Annotated in this window: 17 protein-coding genes; 14 read left to right on the top strand and 3 right to left on the bottom strand. The window is 51.5% G+C overall.

Annotated features, from left to right (window positions below; all coding sequences use genetic code 11):
* The 10 genes from secA (at window position 1) to KNO85_RS03290 (ending at window position 12,768) form a co-directional block, all read left to right on the top strand.
* Window positions 1–2,523 carry a preprotein translocase subunit SecA gene (secA, locus tag KNO85_RS03245; RefSeq protein WP_214786910.1) on the top strand — a complete coding sequence of 841 codons (2,523 nt, stop codon included), beginning with the start codon at window positions 1–3 and terminating at the stop codon, window positions 2,521–2,523.
* Window positions 2,524–2,578: 55 nt separating this feature from the next.
* A complete protein-coding gene (gene prfB, locus KNO85_RS03250; protein WP_214786913.1) occupies window positions 2,579–3,679 on the top strand; it encodes a peptide chain release factor 2 in 1,101 nt (366 codons plus the stop codon).
* Window positions 3,680–3,740: 61 nt separating this feature from the next.
* The gene (locus KNO85_RS03255) at window positions 3,741–4,598 is read left to right on the top strand and encodes a YitT family protein (RefSeq protein WP_214786915.1); all 858 of its coding nucleotides are present in this window, start codon (window positions 3,741–3,743) and stop codon (window positions 4,596–4,598) included.
* Between the two features lie 108 nt (window positions 4,599–4,706).
* Complete coding sequence (cccB, locus tag KNO85_RS03260) at window positions 4,707–5,042, top strand: cytochrome c551 (protein ID WP_012726941.1); 336 nt, start codon at window positions 4,707–4,709, stop codon at window positions 5,040–5,042.
* A 113-nt stretch (window positions 5,043–5,155) separates the two neighbouring features.
* Window positions 5,156–6,763, top strand: coding sequence for a BCCT family transporter (locus KNO85_RS03265; RefSeq protein WP_214786917.1), 1,608 nt, complete (start codon window positions 5,156–5,158; stop codon window positions 6,761–6,763).
* A 353-nt stretch (window positions 6,764–7,116) separates the two neighbouring features.
* Window positions 7,117–7,803, top strand: coding sequence for a cell division ATP-binding protein FtsE (gene ftsE, locus KNO85_RS03270; RefSeq protein ID WP_214786919.1), 687 nt, complete (start codon window positions 7,117–7,119; stop codon window positions 7,801–7,803).
* Window positions 7,793–8,695, top strand: a complete 903-nt coding sequence (ftsX, locus tag KNO85_RS03275) for a permease-like cell division protein FtsX (RefSeq protein WP_214786921.1) — start codon at window positions 7,793–7,795, stop codon at window positions 8,693–8,695. The genes ftsE and ftsX overlap by 11 nt, the downstream gene beginning before the upstream one ends.
* A gap of 23 nt (window positions 8,696–8,718) precedes the next feature.
* The gene (locus tag KNO85_RS03280) at window positions 8,719–10,080 is read left to right on the top strand and encodes a murein hydrolase activator EnvC family protein (RefSeq protein WP_214786923.1); all 1,362 of its coding nucleotides are present in this window, start codon (window positions 8,719–8,721) and stop codon (window positions 10,078–10,080) included.
* A 101-nt stretch (window positions 10,081–10,181) separates the two neighbouring features.
* Window positions 10,182–11,585 (top strand): S41 family peptidase, encoded by a 1,404-nt coding sequence (locus KNO85_RS03285; protein ID WP_214786925.1) that lies wholly within the window; start codon window positions 10,182–10,184, stop codon window positions 11,583–11,585.
* Between the two features lie 28 nt (window positions 11,586–11,613).
* Window positions 11,614–12,768 (top strand): PDZ domain-containing protein, encoded by a 1,155-nt coding sequence (locus KNO85_RS03290; RefSeq protein WP_260569801.1) that lies wholly within the window; start codon window positions 11,614–11,616, stop codon window positions 12,766–12,768.
* 65 nt (window positions 12,769–12,833) lie between these two features.
* Here KNO85_RS03290 and glpK read toward each other — a convergent pair whose 3' ends face one another.
* Entirely contained in the window at window positions 12,834–14,351 is a 1,518-nt protein-coding gene (gene glpK / locus KNO85_RS03295; protein WP_214786928.1) for a glycerol kinase GlpK, read from the bottom strand.
* A 28-nt stretch (window positions 14,352–14,379) separates the two neighbouring features.
* Entirely contained in the window at window positions 14,380–15,087 is a 708-nt protein-coding gene (locus KNO85_RS03300; protein WP_214786930.1) for an MIP/aquaporin family protein, read from the bottom strand.
* A 451-nt stretch (window positions 15,088–15,538) separates the two neighbouring features.
* Between KNO85_RS03300 and uvrB the strand changes: the two genes are divergently transcribed.
* The 3 genes from uvrB (at window position 15,539) to KNO85_RS03315 (ending at window position 21,618) form a co-directional block, all read left to right on the top strand.
* Window positions 15,539–17,509: an excinuclease ABC subunit UvrB gene (gene uvrB, locus KNO85_RS03305; RefSeq protein WP_214786932.1), complete on the top strand. Its 1,971-nt coding sequence runs from the start codon at window positions 15,539–15,541 to the stop codon at window positions 17,507–17,509.
* On the top strand, window positions 17,510–20,383 hold the full coding sequence (gene uvrA / locus KNO85_RS03310; RefSeq protein WP_214786934.1) for an excinuclease ABC subunit UvrA: 2,874 nt from the start codon (window positions 17,510–17,512) through the stop codon (window positions 20,381–20,383).
* A gap of 65 nt (window positions 20,384–20,448) precedes the next feature.
* Entirely contained in the window at window positions 20,449–21,618 is a 1,170-nt protein-coding gene (locus KNO85_RS03315) for a DUF4097 family beta strand repeat-containing protein (RefSeq protein ID WP_214786935.1), read from the top strand.
* Window positions 21,619–21,655: 37 nt separating this feature from the next.
* Here KNO85_RS03315 and KNO85_RS03320 read toward each other — a convergent pair whose 3' ends face one another.
* A complete protein-coding gene (locus KNO85_RS03320) occupies window positions 21,656–22,012 on the bottom strand; it encodes a hypothetical protein (protein ID WP_214786938.1) in 357 nt (118 codons plus the stop codon).
* A gap of 148 nt (window positions 22,013–22,160) precedes the next feature.
* Here KNO85_RS03320 and hprK point away from each other — a divergent pair, with 148 nt between their 5' ends.
* The gene (gene hprK, locus KNO85_RS03325) at window positions 22,161–23,096 is read left to right on the top strand and encodes an HPr(Ser) kinase/phosphatase (RefSeq protein WP_214786940.1); all 936 of its coding nucleotides are present in this window, start codon (window positions 22,161–22,163) and stop codon (window positions 23,094–23,096) included.
* Window positions 23,097–23,098 lie beyond the last annotated feature (2 nt).

The raw sequence follows: 23,098 nt of genomic DNA on the forward strand, positions 1-23,098 counted from the left end.
ATGGCGAACTTTTTGAAAGAGTTATTTGCTCCACAGAAACGAGTATTGAAAAAAGCAGAGAAAGCGGCCGACTTGATCGAGTCGTTCGCCGAACCAATCAAAGCATTGTCAGACGAACAGCTTCAAGCGAAGACAGAAGAGTTTCGTGCACGCTTAGACAAAGGTGAGACGCTCGACGATATCTTGCCAGAAGCGTTCGCGGTCTGTCGCGAGGCATCTGAACGTGTGCTCGGCATGCGTCACTATCGTGTCCAGCTCATCGGGGGCTACGTGCTCCATAACGGTGACATCGCCGAAATGAAAACCGGTGAAGGGAAGACGCTCGTCGCGACACTTCCGGTCTACTTGAACGCGCTCACGAGCCGTGGCGTACACGTCGTAACGGTCAACGAATACTTGGCGAAGCGAGATAAAGAACTCATGGAGCCGCTCTATTTCGCACTCGGTCTCTCGGTCGGACTCAACGTGTCGAACATGGACCGTGTCGAGAAACAGGCGGCCTACAATTGTGATATCACGTACTCGACGAACAACGAGCTCGGTTTCGACTACCTCCGTGACAACATGGTCCTTTATAAGGAAGACCGTGTTCAGCGTGAGCTCTACTATACGATCGTCGATGAAGTCGACTCGATTCTCGTCGATGAGGCGCGTACCCCGCTCATCATCTCGGGATCGGCTCAAAAATCGACAGAGCTTTACACACGTGCGGATGCATTCGTCCGTACGTTAAAAGAGGAAGAAGATTACACGGTCGATATCAAGACGAAATCGGTCCTCTTGACGGACCAAGGGGTCGACCTCGCCGAGAAGTTCTTCGGCATCGACAACTTGTTCGCCATCGAGCACGTCGCGGTCAACCACCACGTCGGGCTCGCCCTTCGTGCGAACGCGGTCATGCATCACGACATCGACTATATGGTACGTGACGGACAAGTCATGATCATCGACCAGTTTACCGGTCGTGTCATGGACGGACGTCGCTACTCGGAAGGTCTTCACCAAGCGATCGAGGCGAAAGAAGGCGTCGAGATTCAACGCGAATCGATGACGCTCGCGACAATCACGTATCAGAACTACTTCCGTATGTACGAGAAGCTTGCCGGGATGACCGGTACGGCGAAGACAGAGGAAGAAGAGTTCCGTAACATCTACAACATGCAAGTCGTGACGATTCCGACAAACAAACCGATCCTTCGTGAGGACCGTTCGGACCTCATCTTCAAATCGATGGAAGGGAAGTTCAAAGCCGTCGTCGAGGAAATCGCATCGGTTCACGCGACAGGTCAGCCGATCCTCGTCGGTACGGTCGCTGTCGAAACGTCTGAATATTTGAGCAAGCTCTTGACGAAGAAGAAGATTCGTCACGACGTCTTGAACGCGAAGAACCACGCACGTGAGGCGGAAATCATTGAGAATGCCGGTCAAAAAGGTTCGGTCACGATCGCGACGAACATGGCTGGTCGTGGTACCGACATCAAGCTTGGTGAAGGTGTCATCGACCTCGGTGGTCTCTATATCATCGGGACAGAGCGTCACGAGTCACGTCGGATCGATAACCAGCTCCGTGGTCGTTCAGGTCGTCAAGGGGACCCGGGTAAATCCCAGTTCTACTTGTCACTCGAAGATGAACTCATGCGTCGCTTCGGAACGGATAGCCTCCAGAACATGATGGAGCGTCTCGGGATGGATGACACGCAACCGATTGAGAGCCGCATGGTATCGAAAGCGGTCGAATCGGCTCAAAAACGCGTCGAAGGTAACAACTATGACGCGCGTAAACAGCTTCTTGGTTACGATAACGTCATGGCCGACCAACGGAAGGTCATGTATAAAGACCGCTCGAGCATCCTCGAGAACGAGTCGGTCACGGATATCGTCCGTTCGATGATGGCACAGACGGTCGAACTCGGCGTCGGTCAATATACGCCGATCGAACTCGTACCAGAAGAGTGGAACATCGACGAGCTCGCGCACTGGGCGAACCAGACGCTCGCGCTCGAGCGAGCGGTCGAAGGCAAAGATTTCTTCGGCAAAGAACGCGAAGAGATTATCGAACTCCTCATGGAGCGCGTGAACGAACAGTACGAGGCGAAACGTCAACTCGCACCGCCTGAGCGCTTCAACGAGTTCGAGAAGATCATCGTGCTCCGTGCCGTCGACTCGCACTGGATGTCTCACATCGACCATATGGATCAGTTGCGTCAAGGGATTCATCTCCGTGCATACGGACAAAACGACCCGCTCCGCGAGTACCAGGCGGAAGGGATTAACATGTTCGATGCGATGAACGCAGCCATCTCAGAAGAAGTGACAGGCTTCGTGCTCCGTGCCGAAGTCGGGGACAACCTCCGACGCGAGAAAGTCGTCGAAGAGGAAGTCGCCGTCTCAGGCAAGGAAGATGCACCGGTTAAGAAGAAACCGGTCCGTCGTTCGAAAGAAGACAGCATCGGCCGGAACGATCCGTGCTGGTGTGGCTCTGGTAAGAAGTTCAAGAACTGTCACGGTAGACAACAGGCTTAATTATTGAAGAGGCGGGTCCGCTCGCCTCTTTCCTACGGAAAGGTGAATCAACACTATGGAAATTTCAGATATTCGGAACGAACTTGAGGCAATGGCGAAGCGCCTCGAGAATTACAGAGCTTCGCTCAACTTAACGGAGAAAGAAGCACGCATCGCCGAACTCGAGAACGAGATGACATACCCTGACTTTTGGGACAACCAAGAGAAGGCACAGAAAGTCATCGATGAGTCGAACGGTCTCAAAGCGATGGTCGACAAGTACCAAGACCTCGCGACACAGCATGAGGACGGCGAAGTGACGCTTGAACTCATCAAGGAAGAGCCGGATGTAGAGATGCAAGAAGAGCTCGCGGAGACGATTCAATCGCTCAAGAAAGAGTTCGATGACTTTGAGCTTGAAATCCTCTTGAACGGACCGTACGATGCGAACAACGCAATCTTGGAATTACACCCGGGTGCGGGCGGTACTGAGTCACAAGACTGGGCATCGATGCTCCTTCGGATGTATCAGCGTTTCGCAGACAAACAAGGCTGGAAAGTCGAGACGGTCGATTACCTTCCTGGTGAAGAAGCGGGCGTCAAATCGGTCACGCTCCGCATCGTCGGTCATAACGCATACGGCTACTTGAAGGCAGAGAAAGGGATTCACCGATTGGTCCGCATCTCGCCGTTCGACTCGTCAGGCCGTCGTCACACGTCGTTCGTGTCATGTGACGTCATGCCAGAATTCGATGACGACATCGAAATCGAAGTGCGCACAGAAGACCTCCGCATCGACACGTACCGCGCGTCAGGTGCTGGCGGACAGCACATCAACACGACGGACTCTGCCGTTCGGATCACGCACGTGCCGACAGGTGTCGTCGTCTCATGTCAGACGGAACGTTCACAGATCAAGAACCGTGAGTCTGCGATGAAGATGTTGAAAGCGAAATTGTACCAACGCGAACTCGACGAGCAGCAACGTAAGCTCGACGAGATTCGTGGAGAGAAGACGGACATCGGTTGGGGTAGCCAAATCCGTTCATACGTCTTCCACCCTTATTCGATGGTCAAAGACCACCGTACAAACCATGAGGTCGGAAACACAAGTGGTGTCATGGATGGCGATGTCATGCCGTTCATCGATGCGTATCTTCGTAAAACAAATATGTGATGCATGTGGCTCAAAGACTCCCGTCTTTGGGCCACGTTGTCTGTAAAGGAGAATTTCTTTAATGAAGCAAATCGTCAAAGACTATCTGTATTTGTTGTCCGGTTCGGTGTTCGTCGCCTCGGCCTTCAGCTTATTCCTATTGCCGAACAACCTTGCGTCGGGCGGGGTGAGCGGGATCTCGGTCATCACGTATGAGCTGTTCGGCATCTCGCCGGGGGCGTTCCAACTCGTGGCGAACGTGTTGCTGCTCATCATCGGGTGGGCCATCCTTGGTCTCGGATTCGGTGTGAAGTCACTCGTCGGCTCGATCTTTTTACCAGGTGTCATCCTATTCTATGAGGCAATCGATGCTGGGGCTGCCGTGAACGACACGTTACTCGCCGCCATCTTTGGTGGAGTCGGTGTCGGTGTCGGACTCGGACTCATCTTCCGGGGACGTGCCTCGACAGGGGGGATGGACTTGATCGCGCAGATCTTACATAAGTTCACGCACATCCCGCTTTATCTTTGTATCGCCATCCTTGACGGCATGGTCGTCTTGACGGCCGCTGTCACGTTCTCGTTCTCGACCGGGCTCTATGCACTTATCGCGTTATTCATCACGGTCAAGATGATCGACTTCGTCCAGCTCGGGTTCACGCAGGACAAGATGGCGTATATCATTTCGGAAAAACGGGACTTCATCGTCCGTGCCGTGTTTGAAGAGCTCGACCGTGGCGCGACAGAGATTCAGGCGATCGGGGCATATTCTCGTCTCGACCGTCCGATGCTCATGATTGTCGTCCGTCAGAGCGAGGTGAGCCGACTGAAAGAAATCATTCGTCGGATCGACCCCGAGGCGTTCCTCGTCTTCAGCGAGGCGCACGAGGTGCTCGGACAAGGGTTCACGTCGGACAAACGTTATATCAACGTGCCGTAAGTTGTGGAATCTTTGTGTACTTTTCGTGAGATTAGGTTAGAAAGCACACGTGAACGGCTATAATGGTAAATGTAGGTCATTTCTACAACTTAGGAGGGGAACGTGGTTATGAAAAAATGGATGATGGCCATCGGCCTCGGCGCCATGCTGACACTCGGCGCATGTGGCGGCGGTGAAGAAGAGGACACGTCGAGCAACGGGGATTCGGGCTCGAACACGGCATCGGTTGACGCGGAAGCGGTATACGCACAAAACTGTGCGGCATGTCACGGTGCGAACCTTGAGGGAATGAGTGGTCCGTCACTCGAGCAAGTCGGTGCTCGTTTGTCGGCAGAAGAAATTGAAAACGTCATCCGTAACGGTCAAGGCGCGATGCCTGCGAACGTCCTCGAAGACGATGAAGAGATCACGGCAGTCGCCGCTTGGCTCGCTGAGAAAAAATAAGATAGGGAAGCGCGGAGTGAACATTCACCTCGTGCTTTTTTGTTTGGGGTGTTATTTCTTGGGGAATTATTGTTAGGGTAATAGTAGATGTTATGGAAATGGAGTGATGACAATTGAAGACGAAGTTGATTGACTGGCCGACTTTTATTGGCTCGTTTGTACTACTGTTAGGGGTGACGTTACCGCTCATCTTCTTCCCGGAGACGGGGAAGGCATGGGTTGGAGCGGCGAACGAATACATGACCTCTAACTTTGGGGTATTGTACTTAGCGATGGGGTTAGGTGCGTTCGGATTTTTGATCTTTATTGCCTTTAGTAAGAATGGTCACATCAAATTAGGTCGTGAAGATGAAGAACCCGAATTCAGTACGTTCTCGTGGGCGGCGATGTTGTTTGCTGCCGGAATCGGATCCAGTATCCTTTATTGGTCGGTCATTGAATGGGTCTATTACTATGAGGGACCGCCGTTCGGGCTGACACCCGAGTCACCTGAAGCCATCCAGTGGTCGACGGCTTACGGCATGTTCCACTGGGGACCGATTGCCTGGGCAATCTATACGTTACCGGCATTGCCAATCGCTTATTTCTTCTATGTACGCAAAAAGTCGGTATTGAAAGTAAGTGAAGCGGTACGTCCGGTGATCGGGAAATGGGCGGACGGCCCAATCGGTAAATTGATTGATATCTTATTTATTTTTGGATTATTAGGTGGTGCCGGGACGACGCTCGCTCTCGGGACACCGATGATTGCCGAAGGGGTCAACGAACTGACAGGTATTCCGGTCACGCTCGGTATGCAGGCCGTCATCATGTTGATTTGTACCGTCATCTTCGCCGTCAGCTCATATATCGGGCTGAAAGGCGGGATCAAAGTGCTCAGTGACTTGAATATTTGGCTCGCGCTCGGGATTTTGACGTTCGTCTTCATCTTTGGCCCGACGCGTTTCATTTTGGAGACGACGTTTAATGGAGTCGGGATCGTCATGGACAACTTCTTCCGCATGGCGACATGGATGGAGCCGTTCGGTGACTTCGGTGGCTTCGCGACGACCGGGTTCCCTGAATCATGGACCGTCTTCTACTGGGCATGGTGGCTCGTATATGCACCGTTCGTCGGATTGTTCGTCGCTCGTATCTCTCGCGGCCGGACGATTCGGAATATGATCTTTGGGACGATGGTGTACGGGACGCTCGGTTGTATCCTGTTCTTCGGGATTCTCGGGAACTATGGTCTCTACCTCCACTTGAGCGGCACGTTCGATGTCGTCGGTTATATGGCAGCGAACGGTCCGGCTCCGACGATTATCGCCATCATCAGTCAATTGCCGTTCGGGAAGGTCGTTGTCGGCGTATTCACACTTCTCGCCATCATCTTTTTGGCGACGACGTTCGACTCATCGTCTTACATCTTGGCGTCAGTCACACAGAAGCATGTCGAGGACGAGCCAATCGTCTGGAACCGTCTCTTCTGGGCATTCGCACTCGCCATCATGCCGCTCACGCTCATGTTCCTCGGTGGGCTCGATACGTTACAGACGGCAAGTATCGTCGGTGGGTTCCCATTGATCTTTATCATGTTCCTCCTGGCGTGGTCGTTCGTCCGGGTGTCGAGTCGGGACATTCGTGCCTCCGATGATTATGAATCGCCGACGATCCATATCAAGTATCGGAAGCGTAAAAAATCACCGTTCGATGCGCTGAAAGAAAAGCCGCACGACTAAAAAAATGACAGTTTTGTGAAGGGTGTTCCTACGGGAGCGCCCTTTTTGTAGTGTGGTTTCAGCATTCCTATAAATAAAGTGAAAGCCAGGTTCATCACGACATTTTCACATCGAACTCAATCGAACTGAAACAATCCTGTAATGGTGTTTTAAAAGGTGGATTGATATAATTGTAGTCGCTTCACCTATGCCCTAGATGAATTTTTGACCAGGCGAACATGAAAAACGATACCTTGACAGAGGGAGTTGTTTCCTGTAAAAAAGACTCTAGGCGAAATATACAGTAACTAAAACAAATGAATGAATTCGTCATAGATGCATGAAAATATTTTAAAAAGGGTAGGGAATAAGTTATGATCTCGATGCAAAAAGTCAGTAAAGTATATCCAAACGGCGTCGTTGCCATGGATGACCTCGATCTAGAGATTCGCGATGGCGAGTTCCTTTATGTAGTCGGACCATCCGGTGCCGGAAAGTCGACATTCATGAAGATGATTTATCGTGAGGAGAAACCGACAGCTGGTCAATTATTGATTGATGGGCTCGATGTTGGGAAATTAAAAGACCGGCATGTGCCGAAGTTACGTCGCCAACTCGGCGTCATCTTCCAGGATTTTAAATTACTTCCGTCGCTCACAGTGTATGAGAATGTTGCGTTCGCATTAGAAGTCGTGGGAGCAGACACGTCGTCGATTCGTAAACAAGTCATGGATGTGTTAAATCTTGTCGGATTGAAAAACAAGGCTCGCAACTATCCAGATGAACTTTCAGGTGGGGAACAGCAACGTGTCTCGATCGCTCGAGCAATCGTGAACAAGCCGAAGCTGATCATTGCCGATGAGCCGACAGGGAACTTAGACCCTGAGACTGCATGGGGCATTATGGAAGTGTTTGAAGAGATTCACCGCCGCGGAGCGACAATTGTCATGGCCACACACAACCGTGACATCGTCGATAAGATTCGTCACCGCGTCATCGCGATTGAGAACGGGAAAGTAGTTCGCGATGAAGAGAAAGGAGCATATGGCTATGATGTTTAAGACTGGATTGCGCCATTTGCGTGAAGGGTTCAAAGGAACACTTCGTAATGGATGGATGTCATTTGCGGCAATCAGTGCCGTGACGATTACGTTGTTGCTTGTCGGTGTATTTGCACTCGTCATGTTCAACATCAACGAAATTTCAGATAATGTCGAGAACGACGTTGAGATTCAAGTGTTCATCACCCGTACGGCTGATGAAAATTCTGTTGAACAACTCGGACAGAATATAGAAGAGGTTCCGGGTGTATCAACGGTCACATTTAGCTCGAAAGAAGATGAGTTGCAAAAGTTCCAAGACCAACTCGGTGACGATGCGGCTGCGTACGGTACGGTTGAAAAAGACAACCCGCTCCACGCCCGTTATATCGTCAAAGCACAAGACCCGACAGAACTAGAGGAAGTGGCCAAATCGGTCGGTTCACTCGATAATGTTGACGATGTGAAATACGGAAAAGACTACATCGACAAAATGTTCGCCTTCTTCAACGGGATTCGCATCGGTGGACTCGCGTTGATCGTCGGTTTGACGTTAATGGCGATGTTCCTGATTTCCAATACAATTAAAATGACGATTTTCTCACGTCGCCGTGAGATTGAAATCATGCGACTCGTTGGTGCGAAGAACAGCTTTATCCGTTGGCCATTCTTCATCGAAGGATTGCTTCTCGGTATGCTTGGGGCTCTCGTCCCGATTCTCGTCATTTATTTCGGATATGACGTCGCATATAGTGCTTTACAACCATCGCTTGATCAATTGAATAGTGATATATTTAAGTTGATTGATCCGTCGACGCTCACGGTACAAGTATCACTCGTCTTACTTGCGCTCGGTGCGTTCATCGGAATCTGGGGATCGACGACATCGCTCGGTCGCTTCTTGAAAATCTAACTTAAATAAGGAGGAGTTGGCGGATGAAACGTTCGCTTGCGCTAGGGTTGTGTGTATCGTTACTTGCCATGCCAGTCATGGCGACAGAGAAAGACACGTTAAAAGCTCGACAAGATCGATTGTCCAATGAATTGGAGGAGTCGAAAAAAGCGCAGGCCGAGACGGACGCCGAGCTAGAGGTCACCGAGGCAGAGCGTGATGCCGTGCAGACGGAGATTCACGTCGTCGATGACCGGTTGAATGATTTGAGTGAACAAATCGCAATTCAACAACACGAGGTCGATACGGCTCGTGAAGAGCTCGAGGCGACCCGCCAACAACTTTCCGTTCAGGAAGAGTACTTGGAAAGCCAGAAGGAACTGTTGAACGAACGCCTTCGCGTTTTGCAAGTGCATGAAGATACTTCCTATCTACAAGTCATTTTTGAGTCCCGTTCCTTCGGTGATTTCGTGACACGGGTCATGACGGCCCGCACGATTGCCGAGCAGGACCGGGAGCTCATACATAACTATATGAGTGAGATGGAACGCTTGGAGTCGCTCGAGTCAACCCAGCGCACACAGCTCTCCTTCATCAAACAAAAAGAGCGAGAGCTCGTCATTACGAAACAAGACCTTGATCGGACGGCTGAGAAGAAGCGCGATTTGTTGGTCGAACTGAACGAACAAGTCGAGCAACTCGAACTCGAGAAAATGACGCGCAGTGAAGAGCAGGCGGTCATGGCCGAACAGAACCGGATCATCAGCGAACAGCTCGAGGCAATCGCAACGGCAGAACGCGAAGCCGCCGAGGCTGCAGAACGCGCGAAACGGGAAGCTGAGGCACGTGCTGCGGAAGAACGGGCGCGCGCTGCGGAAGAACAGGCACGCGCTGAAGCAGAGAAACGGGAAGCGGAGACAGAGGTCACGGTACCAGAAGTGGCTCCACCGCCAGCACAGCCGGCTGAAACGCCGACGAATGTGTCCACGTCGACTGGATTTGTCCGCCCCGTGTCCGGTTACGTCTCGAGCCCGTTCGGACCTCGGAACAATCCATTGACAGGTGTCCCTGAGATTCATAAGGGGATCGACCTCGTCAACGCCCAAGGGACACCGATTGTCGCGAGCGCACCAGGTGTGGTCATCAAGGCGGCACCGGCGACCGGATATGGGAACGTCGTTTTCGTCTCTCACGTCATGAACGGGGAGATTTGGACGACCGTCTACGCCCATCTGAACGCCATCACGGTCGGCGCCGGTCAACAAGTCGCGGCAGGACAGACAGTCGGGACGCTCGGCAACACCGGCTGGTCGACTGGACCGCACCTCCACTTTGAGTTACATCGAGGAAAATGGGCACCGGGACAACCGAATGCGATTGACCCAGCCCCGTATATTGGATACTGACTAAAGCGGACGCGTCCCAAATATGTGGAACGCGTCCGCTTTTCCTCTCGTTTTTGCTATACTAATGAAAAGACTTACAAAGAGAAATGAGGGACCAACCCGTGAAAAATTCAACCGCAGGACTACTCGCTGGCACAACGTTCGTGGCTGGGGCCGGTGCAGGCCTTGCGACGATGGCGTTTACAGACACATCACTTCCGATTCAAACGAATGCGGAAGGCTGGGATAAAGTCGACCAAGTGCGTGATTTGATTGAGCAACATTCGTTACAAGACATCTCGGAAGAGGATTTATTGACAGGAGCGCTCGACGGCATGACCGCAGCACTTGATGACCCATACTCGGATTTCTTGGACGCGGAAGAAACATCGCAATTTACCGACTCGATTGAATCGAGTTTTGAAGGAATCGGCGCAACTTTGGAGAAGAAAGGAGAAGACATCTTAATCGTCGCTCCGATCAAAGGCGCTCCAGCCGAGGAGGCGGGTCTTCGCCCCGGTGACATCATCACAGCGGTCGACGGGGAGTCGATCGAAGGAATGGATGTACAGGAAGCCGTCCAACTCATCCGAGGGGAAAAAGGGACGACCGTCACATTGACGATTCGCCGTGGCAGTCAGACGGCGGACTATGAGATCACGCGTGACACGATCCCAATCGAGACGGTGTTCTCAGAAGTGAAGGAGCAAGACGGTAAAAAGATCGGCTATCTGCAAGTGACACAGTTCTCAGAACCGACGGCCGATGAGTTCCTCGAACAGCTCGAACAGCTCGAGTCAGAGGATATCGATAGCTTGATCATTGATGTGCGTGGGAACCCAGGTGGGCTCTTGCCTGCTGTCATCGAGATGTCTGAAGGGTTCGTCCCGACATCAAAACCGGTCGTTCAAATCGAGAATGCGGACGGGGACCGTGACGCTCAAAATGGTCGCGCCCGTGAAGCAAAACCGTACAATCTTTTCGTCTTGACGGATGAGGGCTCTGCCTCGGCATCTGAGATTTTGACGGGTGCGATGAAAGAAGGGGCAGGCGCAACGATCATCGGAACGAAAACGTTCGGGAAAGGCGTCGTCCAGACGGCGTTCGATTTAGAGGACGGTAGCAACCTGAAGTTGACGACGAGCAAATGGCTCACGCCAGACGGGAACTGGATCAATAAAAAAGGAATCGAGCCGGATATTGAAGTGGCTCAACCAGATTACTTTAATGTGACCCGTGTCTTGACAGAGGAAGAGTCACTAAAAATCGGTGATTACGGCGATGCCGTCTCGAACTTGCATAAAATTTTGACGGGAATCGGCTACGAGCCAGGTGGTCAACCGGGTTACTTCGGGGACACGATGGCAGATGCCGTGAAAGCATTCCAGACAGACAATGGTCTCGAGGCTTCAGGGACTGTCGATGAGGAGACCGCTTCGGCGCTCGAGTCGAAGTTGCTCGAGGCGATTCAAGATGAGGCGAACGATGCCCAATTGAACCGAGCGCTCGAAGAAGCTGCAAAATAACGTTGAATGAAAGAAAGGATTGGACCGCGTGGAAGTTGTACGAATGAGTGTTACGGCTTTATTGACGTTGTTAAGTAGTCCGCTGTTTTGGGTGACGCTCGTCGCCCTTACATACATATCGATGACACGAGTCAAACGAGAACGAGCCATGTTTCGTTCGAGACGACGCTCGCCGAAGTCGGAATGGAAGCATTTCATCTGGCCAAGTCTTCTTCTAGCGGTCCTCGCATCAGCCGCGACGATCGTACTTGAGACGACCATTACGTTTGAGTGGGCCGTCTCGTTCACAGTGCTCTATACGCTCGTAGTGTTGACGATGCATCCGCGATTCTTCAATCCGGTGCTTCCGCTTCTCGTCTTGTTCGGGGTCGTCATGTTGCGCGATGTCGTCTCTTATGGGGCGCTCAGTGATTGGGTGAGAGAACTCGCTCGAGTCGATTGGACGGTATATGCCCTCACGTTCGGGCTCGTCACGCTCGCGGAAGCGATCCTTTTACGCTGGAATGGACCAAAAGAGACTTCCCCGACACTGATCTTATCGAAACGTGGTCAGTTCATCGGGGGGCATGTCGTCAAACGGATTTGGTTTTTCCCGCTTGTCGTCTTCTTGCCACCGACGTTCGGTCTCGACTGGCCGATGGTTCCCATCATTCTTCCGATTCCAATCGGGGTCAGCTTGTTGTCGACCGGCGCATTGCCGGGAACGCTACTTGCACGATTGAGCAATTATCGCGCAGTGCTCGCATTGATTGCTCTCGGTCTATTTGGTCTCTCGTATGTATGGGAGATTCCGTATGTCGACTATGCCGTGTTTGCTTTGTTCGTGCTATATGAGCTTGGGCTTCAGTGGATCAAACGAGAAAATCGTGGCACGACACCTGTCTTTATCAATGGAAATCGCGGGGCGGTCATCGTCGACACGCTTCCGAATTCACCGGGAGAGGCGATGCAACTCATCCCAGGTGAATCGATTTATAAAGTCAATGGAACGATCATCACGGGAGGGCATAGCTTTTACGAGGCGCTCCAGCAACATAAACCGTACATCAAGCTCGAAGTGCTGAATCTGAACGGGGACATCCGTTTCGTTCAGCGTGCGATGTATGAGACCGATCCACACGAACTCGGTATCTTGTTCGTCGGGGAGCCGACGAGTCCACGTGTCCGCCTCCGTAAATTGTAAGAGTATCCTAACGGGTACTCTTTTTTTGCATACGAAAAGGGCACCCGTGAGGATGCCCTTTCATCTTATACGTCAAGTTTTGATGGTTTGAATGCCATCGTTGCTTCGACGGCGTGTTGCCAACCTTTGTAGAGTGCTTCGCGATGAGACTCGTCCATGTTTGGCTCGAACTTCTTATCGAGTTTCCACTGGTCTTTGATCTCTGCTTGGTCTTTCCAGAAACCAACTGCGAGACCTGCCAAGTAAGCGGCACCGAGTGCAGTCGTTTCACTCACTTCCGGACGTTCAACCGGAACGTCGAGGATGTCCGATTGGAACTGCATGAGGAAGTTGTTGCTGACGGCTCCACCATCGACGCGGAGTGTCTTCAAGTTGATACCTGAGTCGTTCTCCATCGATGTGAGGACGTCACGCGTCTGATAAGCGAGTGATTCGATCGTCGCACGGACCAACTGTTCTTTCTCTGTTCCGCGTGTGAGGCCGAAGATGGCACCACGAACGTCAGAGTTCCAGTAGGGTGCACCGAGACCAACGAAGGCTGGTACGACGTATACGCCTTCTGTCGATTCGATACGCGTCGCATATTGTTCTGAGTCTTTCGCTGATTTCAACATCCGTAATCCGTCACGGAGCCATTGGATTGCCGAACCGGCCACGAAGATTGAACCTTCGAGCGCATACTCAACTTTTCCGTTATAGCCCCATGCGATTGTCGTCAAAAGACCGTGATCCGATTTGACGGCTTCTTCACCCGTGTTCATGAGCATGAAGCAACCTGTACCGTACGTGTTCTTTCCTTCACCTTTTTCGAAGCATGTTTGACCGAACAAGGCAGCCTGTTGGTCACCAGCCGCGCCGGCGATTGGTACTTCGAATCCGAAGAAGTGATATGGGATCGTGTTTGCATATACTTCACTCGACGGCTTGACTTCAGGAAGCATTGATTTCGGTACCGTCAAGATTTCGAGTAACTCGTCATCCCACTTCTGTTCGTAAATGTTATACATGAGTGTACGTGATGCGTTCGAATAATCTGTTACGTGGGCTTTACCACCTGAGAGTTTCCAGATGAGCCATGTGTCGATTGTTCCGAAGAGGAGTTCACCGTTTTCGGCTTTCTCACGAGCGCCCTCGACGTTATCCAAAATCCATTTCACTTTCGTACCTGAGAAGTAGGCATCGATGAGGAGACCTGTTTTGTCACGGACCATATCCGAGTGACCTGCTGCTTTTAGTTCTTCACAGATATCAGCAGTTTGACGTGATTGCCAAACGACCGCGTTGTATACAGGACGTCCTGTTTCTTTTTCCCAAACGACCGCTGTCTCACGTTGGTTCGTGATCCCGATCCCTGCGATTTCATTCGGATCGATATCCGCCGAACCGAACGCTTCCGCCATGACCGCAAGGACAGAACCCCAAATTTCATTGGCGTTATGCTCGACCCAGCCTGGTTTTGGGAAGTACTGTTTGAATTCGCGTTGTGCGACTGTGACAATCTTTCCATCATGATCAAAAATGATTGCCCGTGAACTTGTCGTTCCTTGGTCCAATGCTAGAATATAACGTTTTTCTTTCGCCATATGTGATTTCCTCCTTCAAAATTATGTGTTAAGGGACGAGAATGCCATACACGAGAGCGGCAATGATAGCGCCGATAATCGGACCAACGACTGGAATCCATGAATAGCCCCAGTCAGAAGAACCTTTTCCTTTAATCGGAAGGACAGCGTGGGCGATACGTGGCCCAAGGTCACGCGCTGGGTTGATCGCATATCCCGTCGTACCACCTAGTGAGAGACCGATTGAGACAATCAAGAAACCGACGATGAGCGGGTTAAGTCCATCTGCGAATGTGTTTGCCCCGAATGACAACAATGCAAAGACAAGGACGAATGTTCCGATAATCTCACCAATCAAGTTAGATGGTGTGTTGCGAATACCTGGTGCAGTAGAGAACGTTGCGAGTTTCAAACCTGGATCCTCCGTCGCATCGTAATGCGGCTTGTAGTGGACATACACCAAACATGCCCCAATGAACGCTCCGATAAACTGAGCAAGGATGTAGAGTGGGACATCGGCCCATGGGAATTCTCCTGCTGTCGCGAGACCAATCGTGACGGCAGGGTTGATGTGTGCGCCTCCGTAAATACCGGCTGCGTAGACCCCGACCATAACCGCGAGACCCCAACCCATTGTGATAACAATCCAGCCAGAGTTTTCCGCTTTGGAATGGCGGAGGACGACGCCGGCGACGACACCGTTACCGAGCAGAATCAATAGCATCGTACCGATAATTTCACTTACAAATGCTGACATGTGATACTCCCCTTTCTCCCTATGCAATTTGACTTACCACTTCATTATATGCCCAAAATGTAAGCGTTTTAAAACAGTGTTTTTCAAAAATCCTACTTTTTTCCTACAAATGTTCACATTTACACCTGTAAACTTCACATAAAGGAGCAGACAGGGAGCGAAATATTCACCAATTTGGCTTCCATTTTTAAAATCGTGGGAATTTCAATCGAATAGGAACAAGGTCCAGGATTCGACTTTTCGTGTCCTATGTCACAAAAGCGATTACGATCAATCTCTCAGGTGATAATTGGCGTGAGATTGAATGTTTCTTTTGAGATGGTAACGGAAAAAGAAAAGATGATATGAAAGAGAAATGGAATATATCCATCTACAAGCTAATAAGCGAATATTTGTTCGTGTCTATGATATAATTAAGGCACTTATGAAATGAGAAGGTGAGGAGTATCTTATGGAATCGATCCCGTTTGCATTACAATCTGAATTTCAACCAGGAGGTGACCAGCCTGAAGCGATTCGGCAACTTGTCGAAGGCGTGAATCGGGGAGACCGTTATCAGACGCTCCTCGGGGCAACTGGAACAGGGAAGACGTTCACTGTCTCGAACGTCATTCAAGAAGTGAAGAAACCGACACTCGTCCTTGCCCACAACAAGACACTCGCGGGTCAACTCTATTCCGAGTTCAAAGAGTTCTTCCCGAACAACGCGGTCGAATACTTTGTCAGTTATTACGACTATTATCAGCCGGAAGCGTACGTTCCTTCGACCGATACGTTCATCGAGAAGGATGCTTCCATTAACGATGAAATCGATAAGCTACGTCACTCGGCGACGTCGGCTCTCTTTGAGCGGGATGACGTCATCATCGTCGCATCGGTCTCTTGTATATATGGTCTCGGTAACCCAGAAGAATACCGCAGTCTCGTCCTCAGCCTTCGGGTCGGAAAAGAGATGGGGCGTGACGAGATGCTACGTAAGCTCATCGACATTCAATATGAACGAAACGATATCGATTTTCAGCGCGGACGGTTCCGTGTCCGTGGGGACGTCGTCGAGATCTTCCCAGCTTCGCGTGACGAACACTGTATGCGAATCGAATTTTTCGGTGATGAGATTGATCGAATCCGTGAGATGGACCCGTTGACGGGAGAAATCATCGCAGACCGAGATCACGTCGCCATCTTCCCTGCATCCCACTTCGTCACCCGTGACGAAAAACTTCAAAAGGCAATCGTTAATATTGAAGCGGAACTCGAAGAGCAACTCGAGAAGTTCCGTGAAGAAGGGAAGTTGCTTGAAGCGCAACGTCTCGAACAGAGAACGCATTACGATTTGGAGATGATGCGTGAAATGGGGTATTGTTCAGGCATCGAGAACTATTCGCGACACTTGAACTTAATGCCAGAAGGCTCGACCCCGTATACATTGATCGATTACTTCCCAGAAGACTTCCTGCTCGTTGCCGATGAGTCGCACGTGACGCTGCCGCAAGTACGCGGGATGTATAACGGGGACCAGGCGCGGAAACAAGTGCTCGTCGACCACGGGTTCCGTCTCCCGTCTGCGAAGGACAACCGTCCGCTCAAGTTCGATGAGTTCGAGAAGAAAGTCTCACAAGCGATCTTCATCTCGGCGACACCAGGTCCGTATGAGCTCGAACATACACCGCACATGATCGAACAGATCATTCGTCCGACGGGACTACTCGACCCGACGATCGAGATTCATCCGATCAAAGGTCAAATCGACTACTTGATGGACCAGATTCGCGAACGCATCAAGCGAGACGAGCGTGTCCTCGTGACGACGCTCACGAAGAAGATGGCAGAGGACTTATCCGACTACTTGCGTGAAGCGGGAATCAAGGTCAACTATATGCACTCCGAGATCAAGACGCTCGAACGGATTGAAATCATCCGAGATCTTCGTCTCGGGAAATACGACGTGCTCGTCGGAATCAACTTGTTGCGGGAAGGACTCGACATTCCTGAAGTCAGTCTCGTCACGATTCTCGATGCCGATAAGGAAGGGTTCCTTCGTTCTGACCGTTCGCTCATTCAGACGATTGGACGGGCAGCCCGTAATGCGAACGGACACGTCATCCTGTTTGCGGACAAGATGACCGACTCGATGGCAAGAGCCATCGAAGAGACGGATCGTCGTCGTACGATTCAACAGGCTTATAATGAAGAACATGGCATCACACCACAGACGATTCGTAAAGACGTTCGTGGTGTCATCCGAGCGACGGTCGAGGCCGAGGAAGAGGCGCTCGAATCGCTCAGTACGATGAAGCCGGCCGAACGCGAGGCGGCGATTGCCAAATTAGAAGAGGAAATGAAGCAAGCGGCGCGCGATCTTCAGTTCGAACGAGCGGCCGAATTGCGTGACTTAATCTTGGAGTTGAAGGTAGGGAATTAAATGGCTGAAAAGAAAAATGCGATTGTCATCAAAGGGGCACGCGTCAATAACTTAAAAAATATCGATATTGATATCCCACGTGACCAGCTCGTCGTCTTGACGGGCTTGTCCGGCTCCGGGAAATCGTCGCTCGCGTTCGACACGATTTATGCGGAAGGACAGCGACGCTACGTCGAGAGTTTGTCTGCGTATGCCCGTCAGTTCCTCGGACAGATGGACAAACCGGACGTCGATACGATTGAAGGATTAAGTCCTGCCATCTCAATCGACCAGAAGACGACGAGCCGAAACCCACGTTCGACTGTCGGGACGGTGACCGAGATTTATGACTATCTCCGACTCCTGTTCGCACGTATCGGGAAACCGGTTTGTCCGAACCACGGAATCGAGATTTCGAGTCAGACCATCTCTCAGATGGTCGACCAAGTGATGGAGTTGCCGGAACGAACGCGACTACAGATTTTGGCACCGATCGTGTCAGGTCGTAAAGGGACGCACGTCAAAGTGTTCGACTCGTTGAAAAAAGAGGGGTTCGTCCGTGTCCGTGTGAACGGAGAGACGATCGAGCTGACGGATGAAATCGAGCTCGACAAAAACAAAAAGCATTCCATCGAAGTCGTCGTCGACCGTCTCGTCGTCCGACCTGATGTCGAAGGACGCCTCGCCGACTCTCTCGAGACGGCATTACGTCTCGCCGACGGACGTGTCATCATCGACAAGATGGACGGTACTGAGCTTCTTTTCAGCGAACACCACGCCTGCCCGATTTGTGGATTCTCGATCGGAGAGCTCGAGCCACGCATGTTCTCCTTCAACTCACCGTTCGGGGCTTGCCCGACATGTGACGGACTCGGGACGAAATTAGATGTCGACCCGGAACTCGTCATTCCAGACCCATCGAAAACGTTAAAAGAAGGGGCCATCGCTGCGTGGCAGCCGACGAGTTCCCAGTACTATCCGCAACTGTTAGCGGCGATGTGTCAGCATTTTAACATCGATATGGACGTGCCGTTCGAGCGCCTGTCGAAGCGTGACCAAGAGCTCGTCTTGAACGGTTCTTCGGAAGAGTCATTCCTGTTCCGCTACGAGAACGACTTCGGTCAAGTCCGGACGAACACAATCTTCTTTGAAGGGGTGCTCCGTAACATCGAGCGCCGTTACCGCGAGACGACGTCCGACTATATCCGTGAACAGATGGAGATGTATATGGCAACCCACGCCTGCCCGACATGTCACGGCTATCGCTTGAAAGAAGAGTCGCTCGCCGTCAAGATCACCGGGCAGCACGTCGGACAAGTGACGGAGAAGTCGGTCGTGAACGCCCTCGCGTTCTTCGAAGGGCTCAATGAACAGCTCAGTGAAAAGGATATCGCCATCGCCCGTCTCATTTTGCAGGAGATTCGGGAACGACTCAGCTTCTTGAATAACGTCGGTCTCGACTATTTGACGCTGTCTCGTGCTGCAGGAACACTCTCAGGTGGGGAAGCGCAGCGAATTCGCCTCGCGACGCAAATCGGTTCACGCCTCACAGGTGTCTTGTACGTCCTCGATGAACCATCGATCGGTCTTCATCAACGAGATAACGACCGCTTGATCGCGACGCTCAAACAGATGCGGGACATCGGCAACACGCTCATCGTCGTCGAGCATGATGAGGACACGATGATGGAAGCCGACTATTTGATTGATATCGGACCGGGTGCCGGGGAGCACGGTGGACAAGTCATCGCCGCCGGGACACCGAAGCAACTCATGAAAAACAAGAACTCGCTCACGGGGCAATATCTCGCCGGGAAGAAGTTCATTCCACTCCCAGTTGAACGGAAGATGCCGGACGAGCGTTTCTTGAAAATCATCAAGGCGGAAGAGAACAACTTGAAAGATGTCGACGTCTCGATTCCGCTCGGGATGTTCGTCGCCGTGACGGGCGTATCGGGTTCTGGGAAGTCGACACTCATCAACGAGATTCTTTATAAATCGCTCGCGCACAACATGAACCGTGCCAAAGCGAAACCAGGGAAGCATAAGAAGATTGAAGGTCTCGAGCATATCGACAAAGTCATCGATATCGACCAATCCCCGATCGGACGTACACCGCGTTCGAACCCGGCGACGTATACGGGCGTCTTCGACGACATCCGCGACGTCTTTGCCTCGACGAACGAAGCGAAGATGCGAGGGTATAAGAAAGGGCGTTTCAGTTTCAACGTCAAAGGCGGACGCTGCGAAGCGTGCCGTGGGGACGGGATCATCAAAATCGAGATGCACTTCTTACCGGACGTGTACGTACCGTGTGAGGTCTGTCACGGGAAACGATATAACCGTGAGACGCTCGAAGTGAAATATAAAGGGAAGACGATTGCCGACGTCCTCGATATGACAATCGAGGAAGGGCTCGACTTCTTTGACAAGATTCCGAAAATCAAGCGGAAAATCCAGACGATTTATGACGTCGGTCTCGGCTATATGAAACTCGGTCAACCGGCGACGGAACTCTCAGGTGGTGAAGCGCAGCGTGTGAAACTCGCCTCGGAGCTCCATAAACGCTCGACTGGGAAGACGATTTATATTTTGGATGAACCGACGACAGGTCTCCACGTCGACGACATCGCGCGCTTGTTGAAAGTGTTGCAGCGCCTCGTCGAGAACGGGGATACGGTACTCGTCATCGAACATAACCTCGACGTCATCAAGTCGGCTGATTATTTGATCGACCTCGGACCAGAGGGCGGAGACGGCGGCGGACTCATTGTCGCGACGGGAACGCCGGAAGAAGTCGCGGAAGTGTCTGGCTCATATACAGGCAAGTACTTGAAGCCGGTACTCGAACGAGATGCGGCTCGTGTGAAACCAAAAGCAGGAAAAAAGAAATAAGTATAGAAATGGTAAGAAACGGGAAGGTAATTGACGTGCAACCAAATTGAAGGGGGAAAACGAACGTGAAACAAGAAATGCGTGAACTGATTCTCCAGCAAGTGAAGGAAGGCAAGATGACAATCGAGGAGGCGATGACGCAACTCGAGCGTCTCGAACGTCTCGAACCAGAACAAGTCAAGGCGTTAGAAGAGCGACAAGATACGGAAAAGGTCGATGCCTATTCGGTCGAATCGCTCACGACGAAACTGACGTCTGCGGTAGAGGGGCTCGTCACGAAGCTTCGTGACAGCGACTTCTCCTTCAGCTCGAATTTCGGGCCAGAAGTGACGTATTCGAAATCATTCCCATTCACAGGCACCGACATCTCACTCGATCTCTTCAACGCATCGGCGACGATCGTCTCATCAGATGCAGAAGATTGTGAGCTCATCGTGACCGGTCGTCCGCTTCGTCAACAAGACGCGGACAAAGCGCTCGAACAGTTGCAGTCGGCGGTCAAACATTCTGTCATCGGAGACCGTCTCGTCGTCTCCTTGCGTGACAAACTCGTCCGGGCTCATGTGGAACTGTATGTCCCGCATCACCATTTCAACCATCTTCATATTCAGACGTTGAACGGGGAAGTCCGTGCCGATGGTCTTGACGTCGAGAACGTCCGGGTTCAAACGGCGAACGGTCGCGTCGTCTTACATGACGTGCATGCGTCGGAACTCCTCCTTAACACCGGAAACGGGACAGTTGAGGTCGAAGGTGTCGAAGCAGAGCTCGTCCATGTCCGCACCGGAAATGGGGCCGTCATCGTCGGAGGGAAGTATGACAAAGCATCCCTCAAGACGGGTAATGGGAACATTCGCGCGGAGCTTGCGACTGCTCGTCCGGCCAAGTTCGAACTCGCCTCGCTCGCCGGAAACGTTCGACTCGTGTTACCACACGGTGTCGAAGTCGAAGGGGAACTTGAGACGAACTTCGGTGGACTCCACTGCTTGCTCGACGAACTTGAAATCATCCGTGACCGAAAAGACGTCGCTCAGCGTCGGCTTGAATTCTTGTCCGGTCGTGGTCAAACGCCTCGCATCGAAGTCGAAGCGGGTACGCGTACCGGTACAATCGACTTGGAACACGGATCGGTATACACACCGTCGACATTCCTTGAGGAAGAACAGACGGAGCCATCGGATCCGGTCGATCCCGTCGACCCAGCTGATTTGAACAATCCGTTCCATCAACAATAAGCAAATCCCGAAGGCTTAGCCTTCGGGATTTTTTTGATTAAAGATTCATTTCATATTCCATCTGTTGCCAATCCATCATCTGTGTATCAAACAGCGTGAATGCACTGACCGCGAAGACGATAAAGAGGACCGGTCCGGCAATGAGCAAGATGATGCCGAGAAGACGCATCGATTTCGAACGATTCCAGTAGAAGATGATGGCGACAATCATCGAGATGAGCGCACCCGACAAGAAGAATCCGATGATATTCAAGATGAACAAGAGCAAAACCGTCTCGTTTTTCGTCGTTGCGTATTCTTTCCACATATCAATCAGCGACTTGATGATGTAGATGAGGGTCCCGATTCCGATGACGAGCGCGATGATTACGACAATCCAAAACAAAGCATCCATATTTTCACCTCCTCTATTTGCCTATACCCTTCCTACGAACGCTATGTATGAAAGTTTCAACAATTTTTTGACACGTTCTTCATCACTTCTCTAACCCTGCATAGAAAGAGCTATGATACAATAATGAGCGTGAAAGGGGCAGATACTGATGCAAAATATCGTACGTACAGCTCAAGTCGTTGAGCGTTTTAAACTTCAAGTCATTGCGGGAGAAGAGGGGCTTCATCGTCCGGTCGCTACACCCGACCTAAGTCGTCCTGGACTCGTCCTCGCCGGTTATTACACGCACTATGCGAAAAATCGTCTTCAAGTGCTAGGGAAGACAGAGTTAACTTTCTATGCGAGCTTATCGGAAGAAAAGCGTCGCGAGCGTGCTCGAATCTTATGTACGGAATCGACACCTGGGATTTTAATCACACGTGGATTTGACATTCCGAAAGAAATCGAAGAAGAAGCGGAAGCGGCAAACGTCCCACTCATGCGGACGAATGCGGTGACGACTTCGATCGAATCGCAAATCACGAACTTCCTTGAGATGGAACTCGCGCCAATGACGGCGATGCACGGGGTTCTCGTCGATATTTATGGCGTCGGCGTCCTCATCAAAGGACAAAGCGGTGTCGGGAAATCGGAGACGGCACTCGAGCTCGTCAAACGCGGACACCGTCTCGTCGCCGATGACTCGGTCGAGATTCGTCAAACGGGGGACCAGCTCCTCGTCGGTTCAGCACCAAAGCTGATTCGTCATTTGCTTGAGATTCGTGGAATCGGCATCATCGACGTCATGACTTTGTTCGGTGCAGGTGCGGTCCGGTCTCATAAAAAGATCAGTCTCATCGTCAACTTAGAGAACTGGGACGCTGGAAAAGTGTACGACCGTGTCGGGCTCGATCACAACACGATGAAAATCATCGACAGTGAAGTCCCGCTCCTCACGATCCCGGTCCGTCCAGGTCGAAACTTGGCGGTCATCATCGAGGTCGCAGCGATGAACTATCGTCTGCAAAACATGGGGATCAATACGGCTGAAGAGTTTGCGGAACGTCTTGCGAACGCGATTCAGGACACTGAAGGAGACTTGTGATC

It is taken from the genome of Exiguobacterium sp. s124 (genome assembly GCF_018617485.1).
Classification (GTDB): Bacteria; Bacillota; Bacilli; order Exiguobacteriales; family Exiguobacteriaceae; genus Exiguobacterium; species Exiguobacterium aestuarii.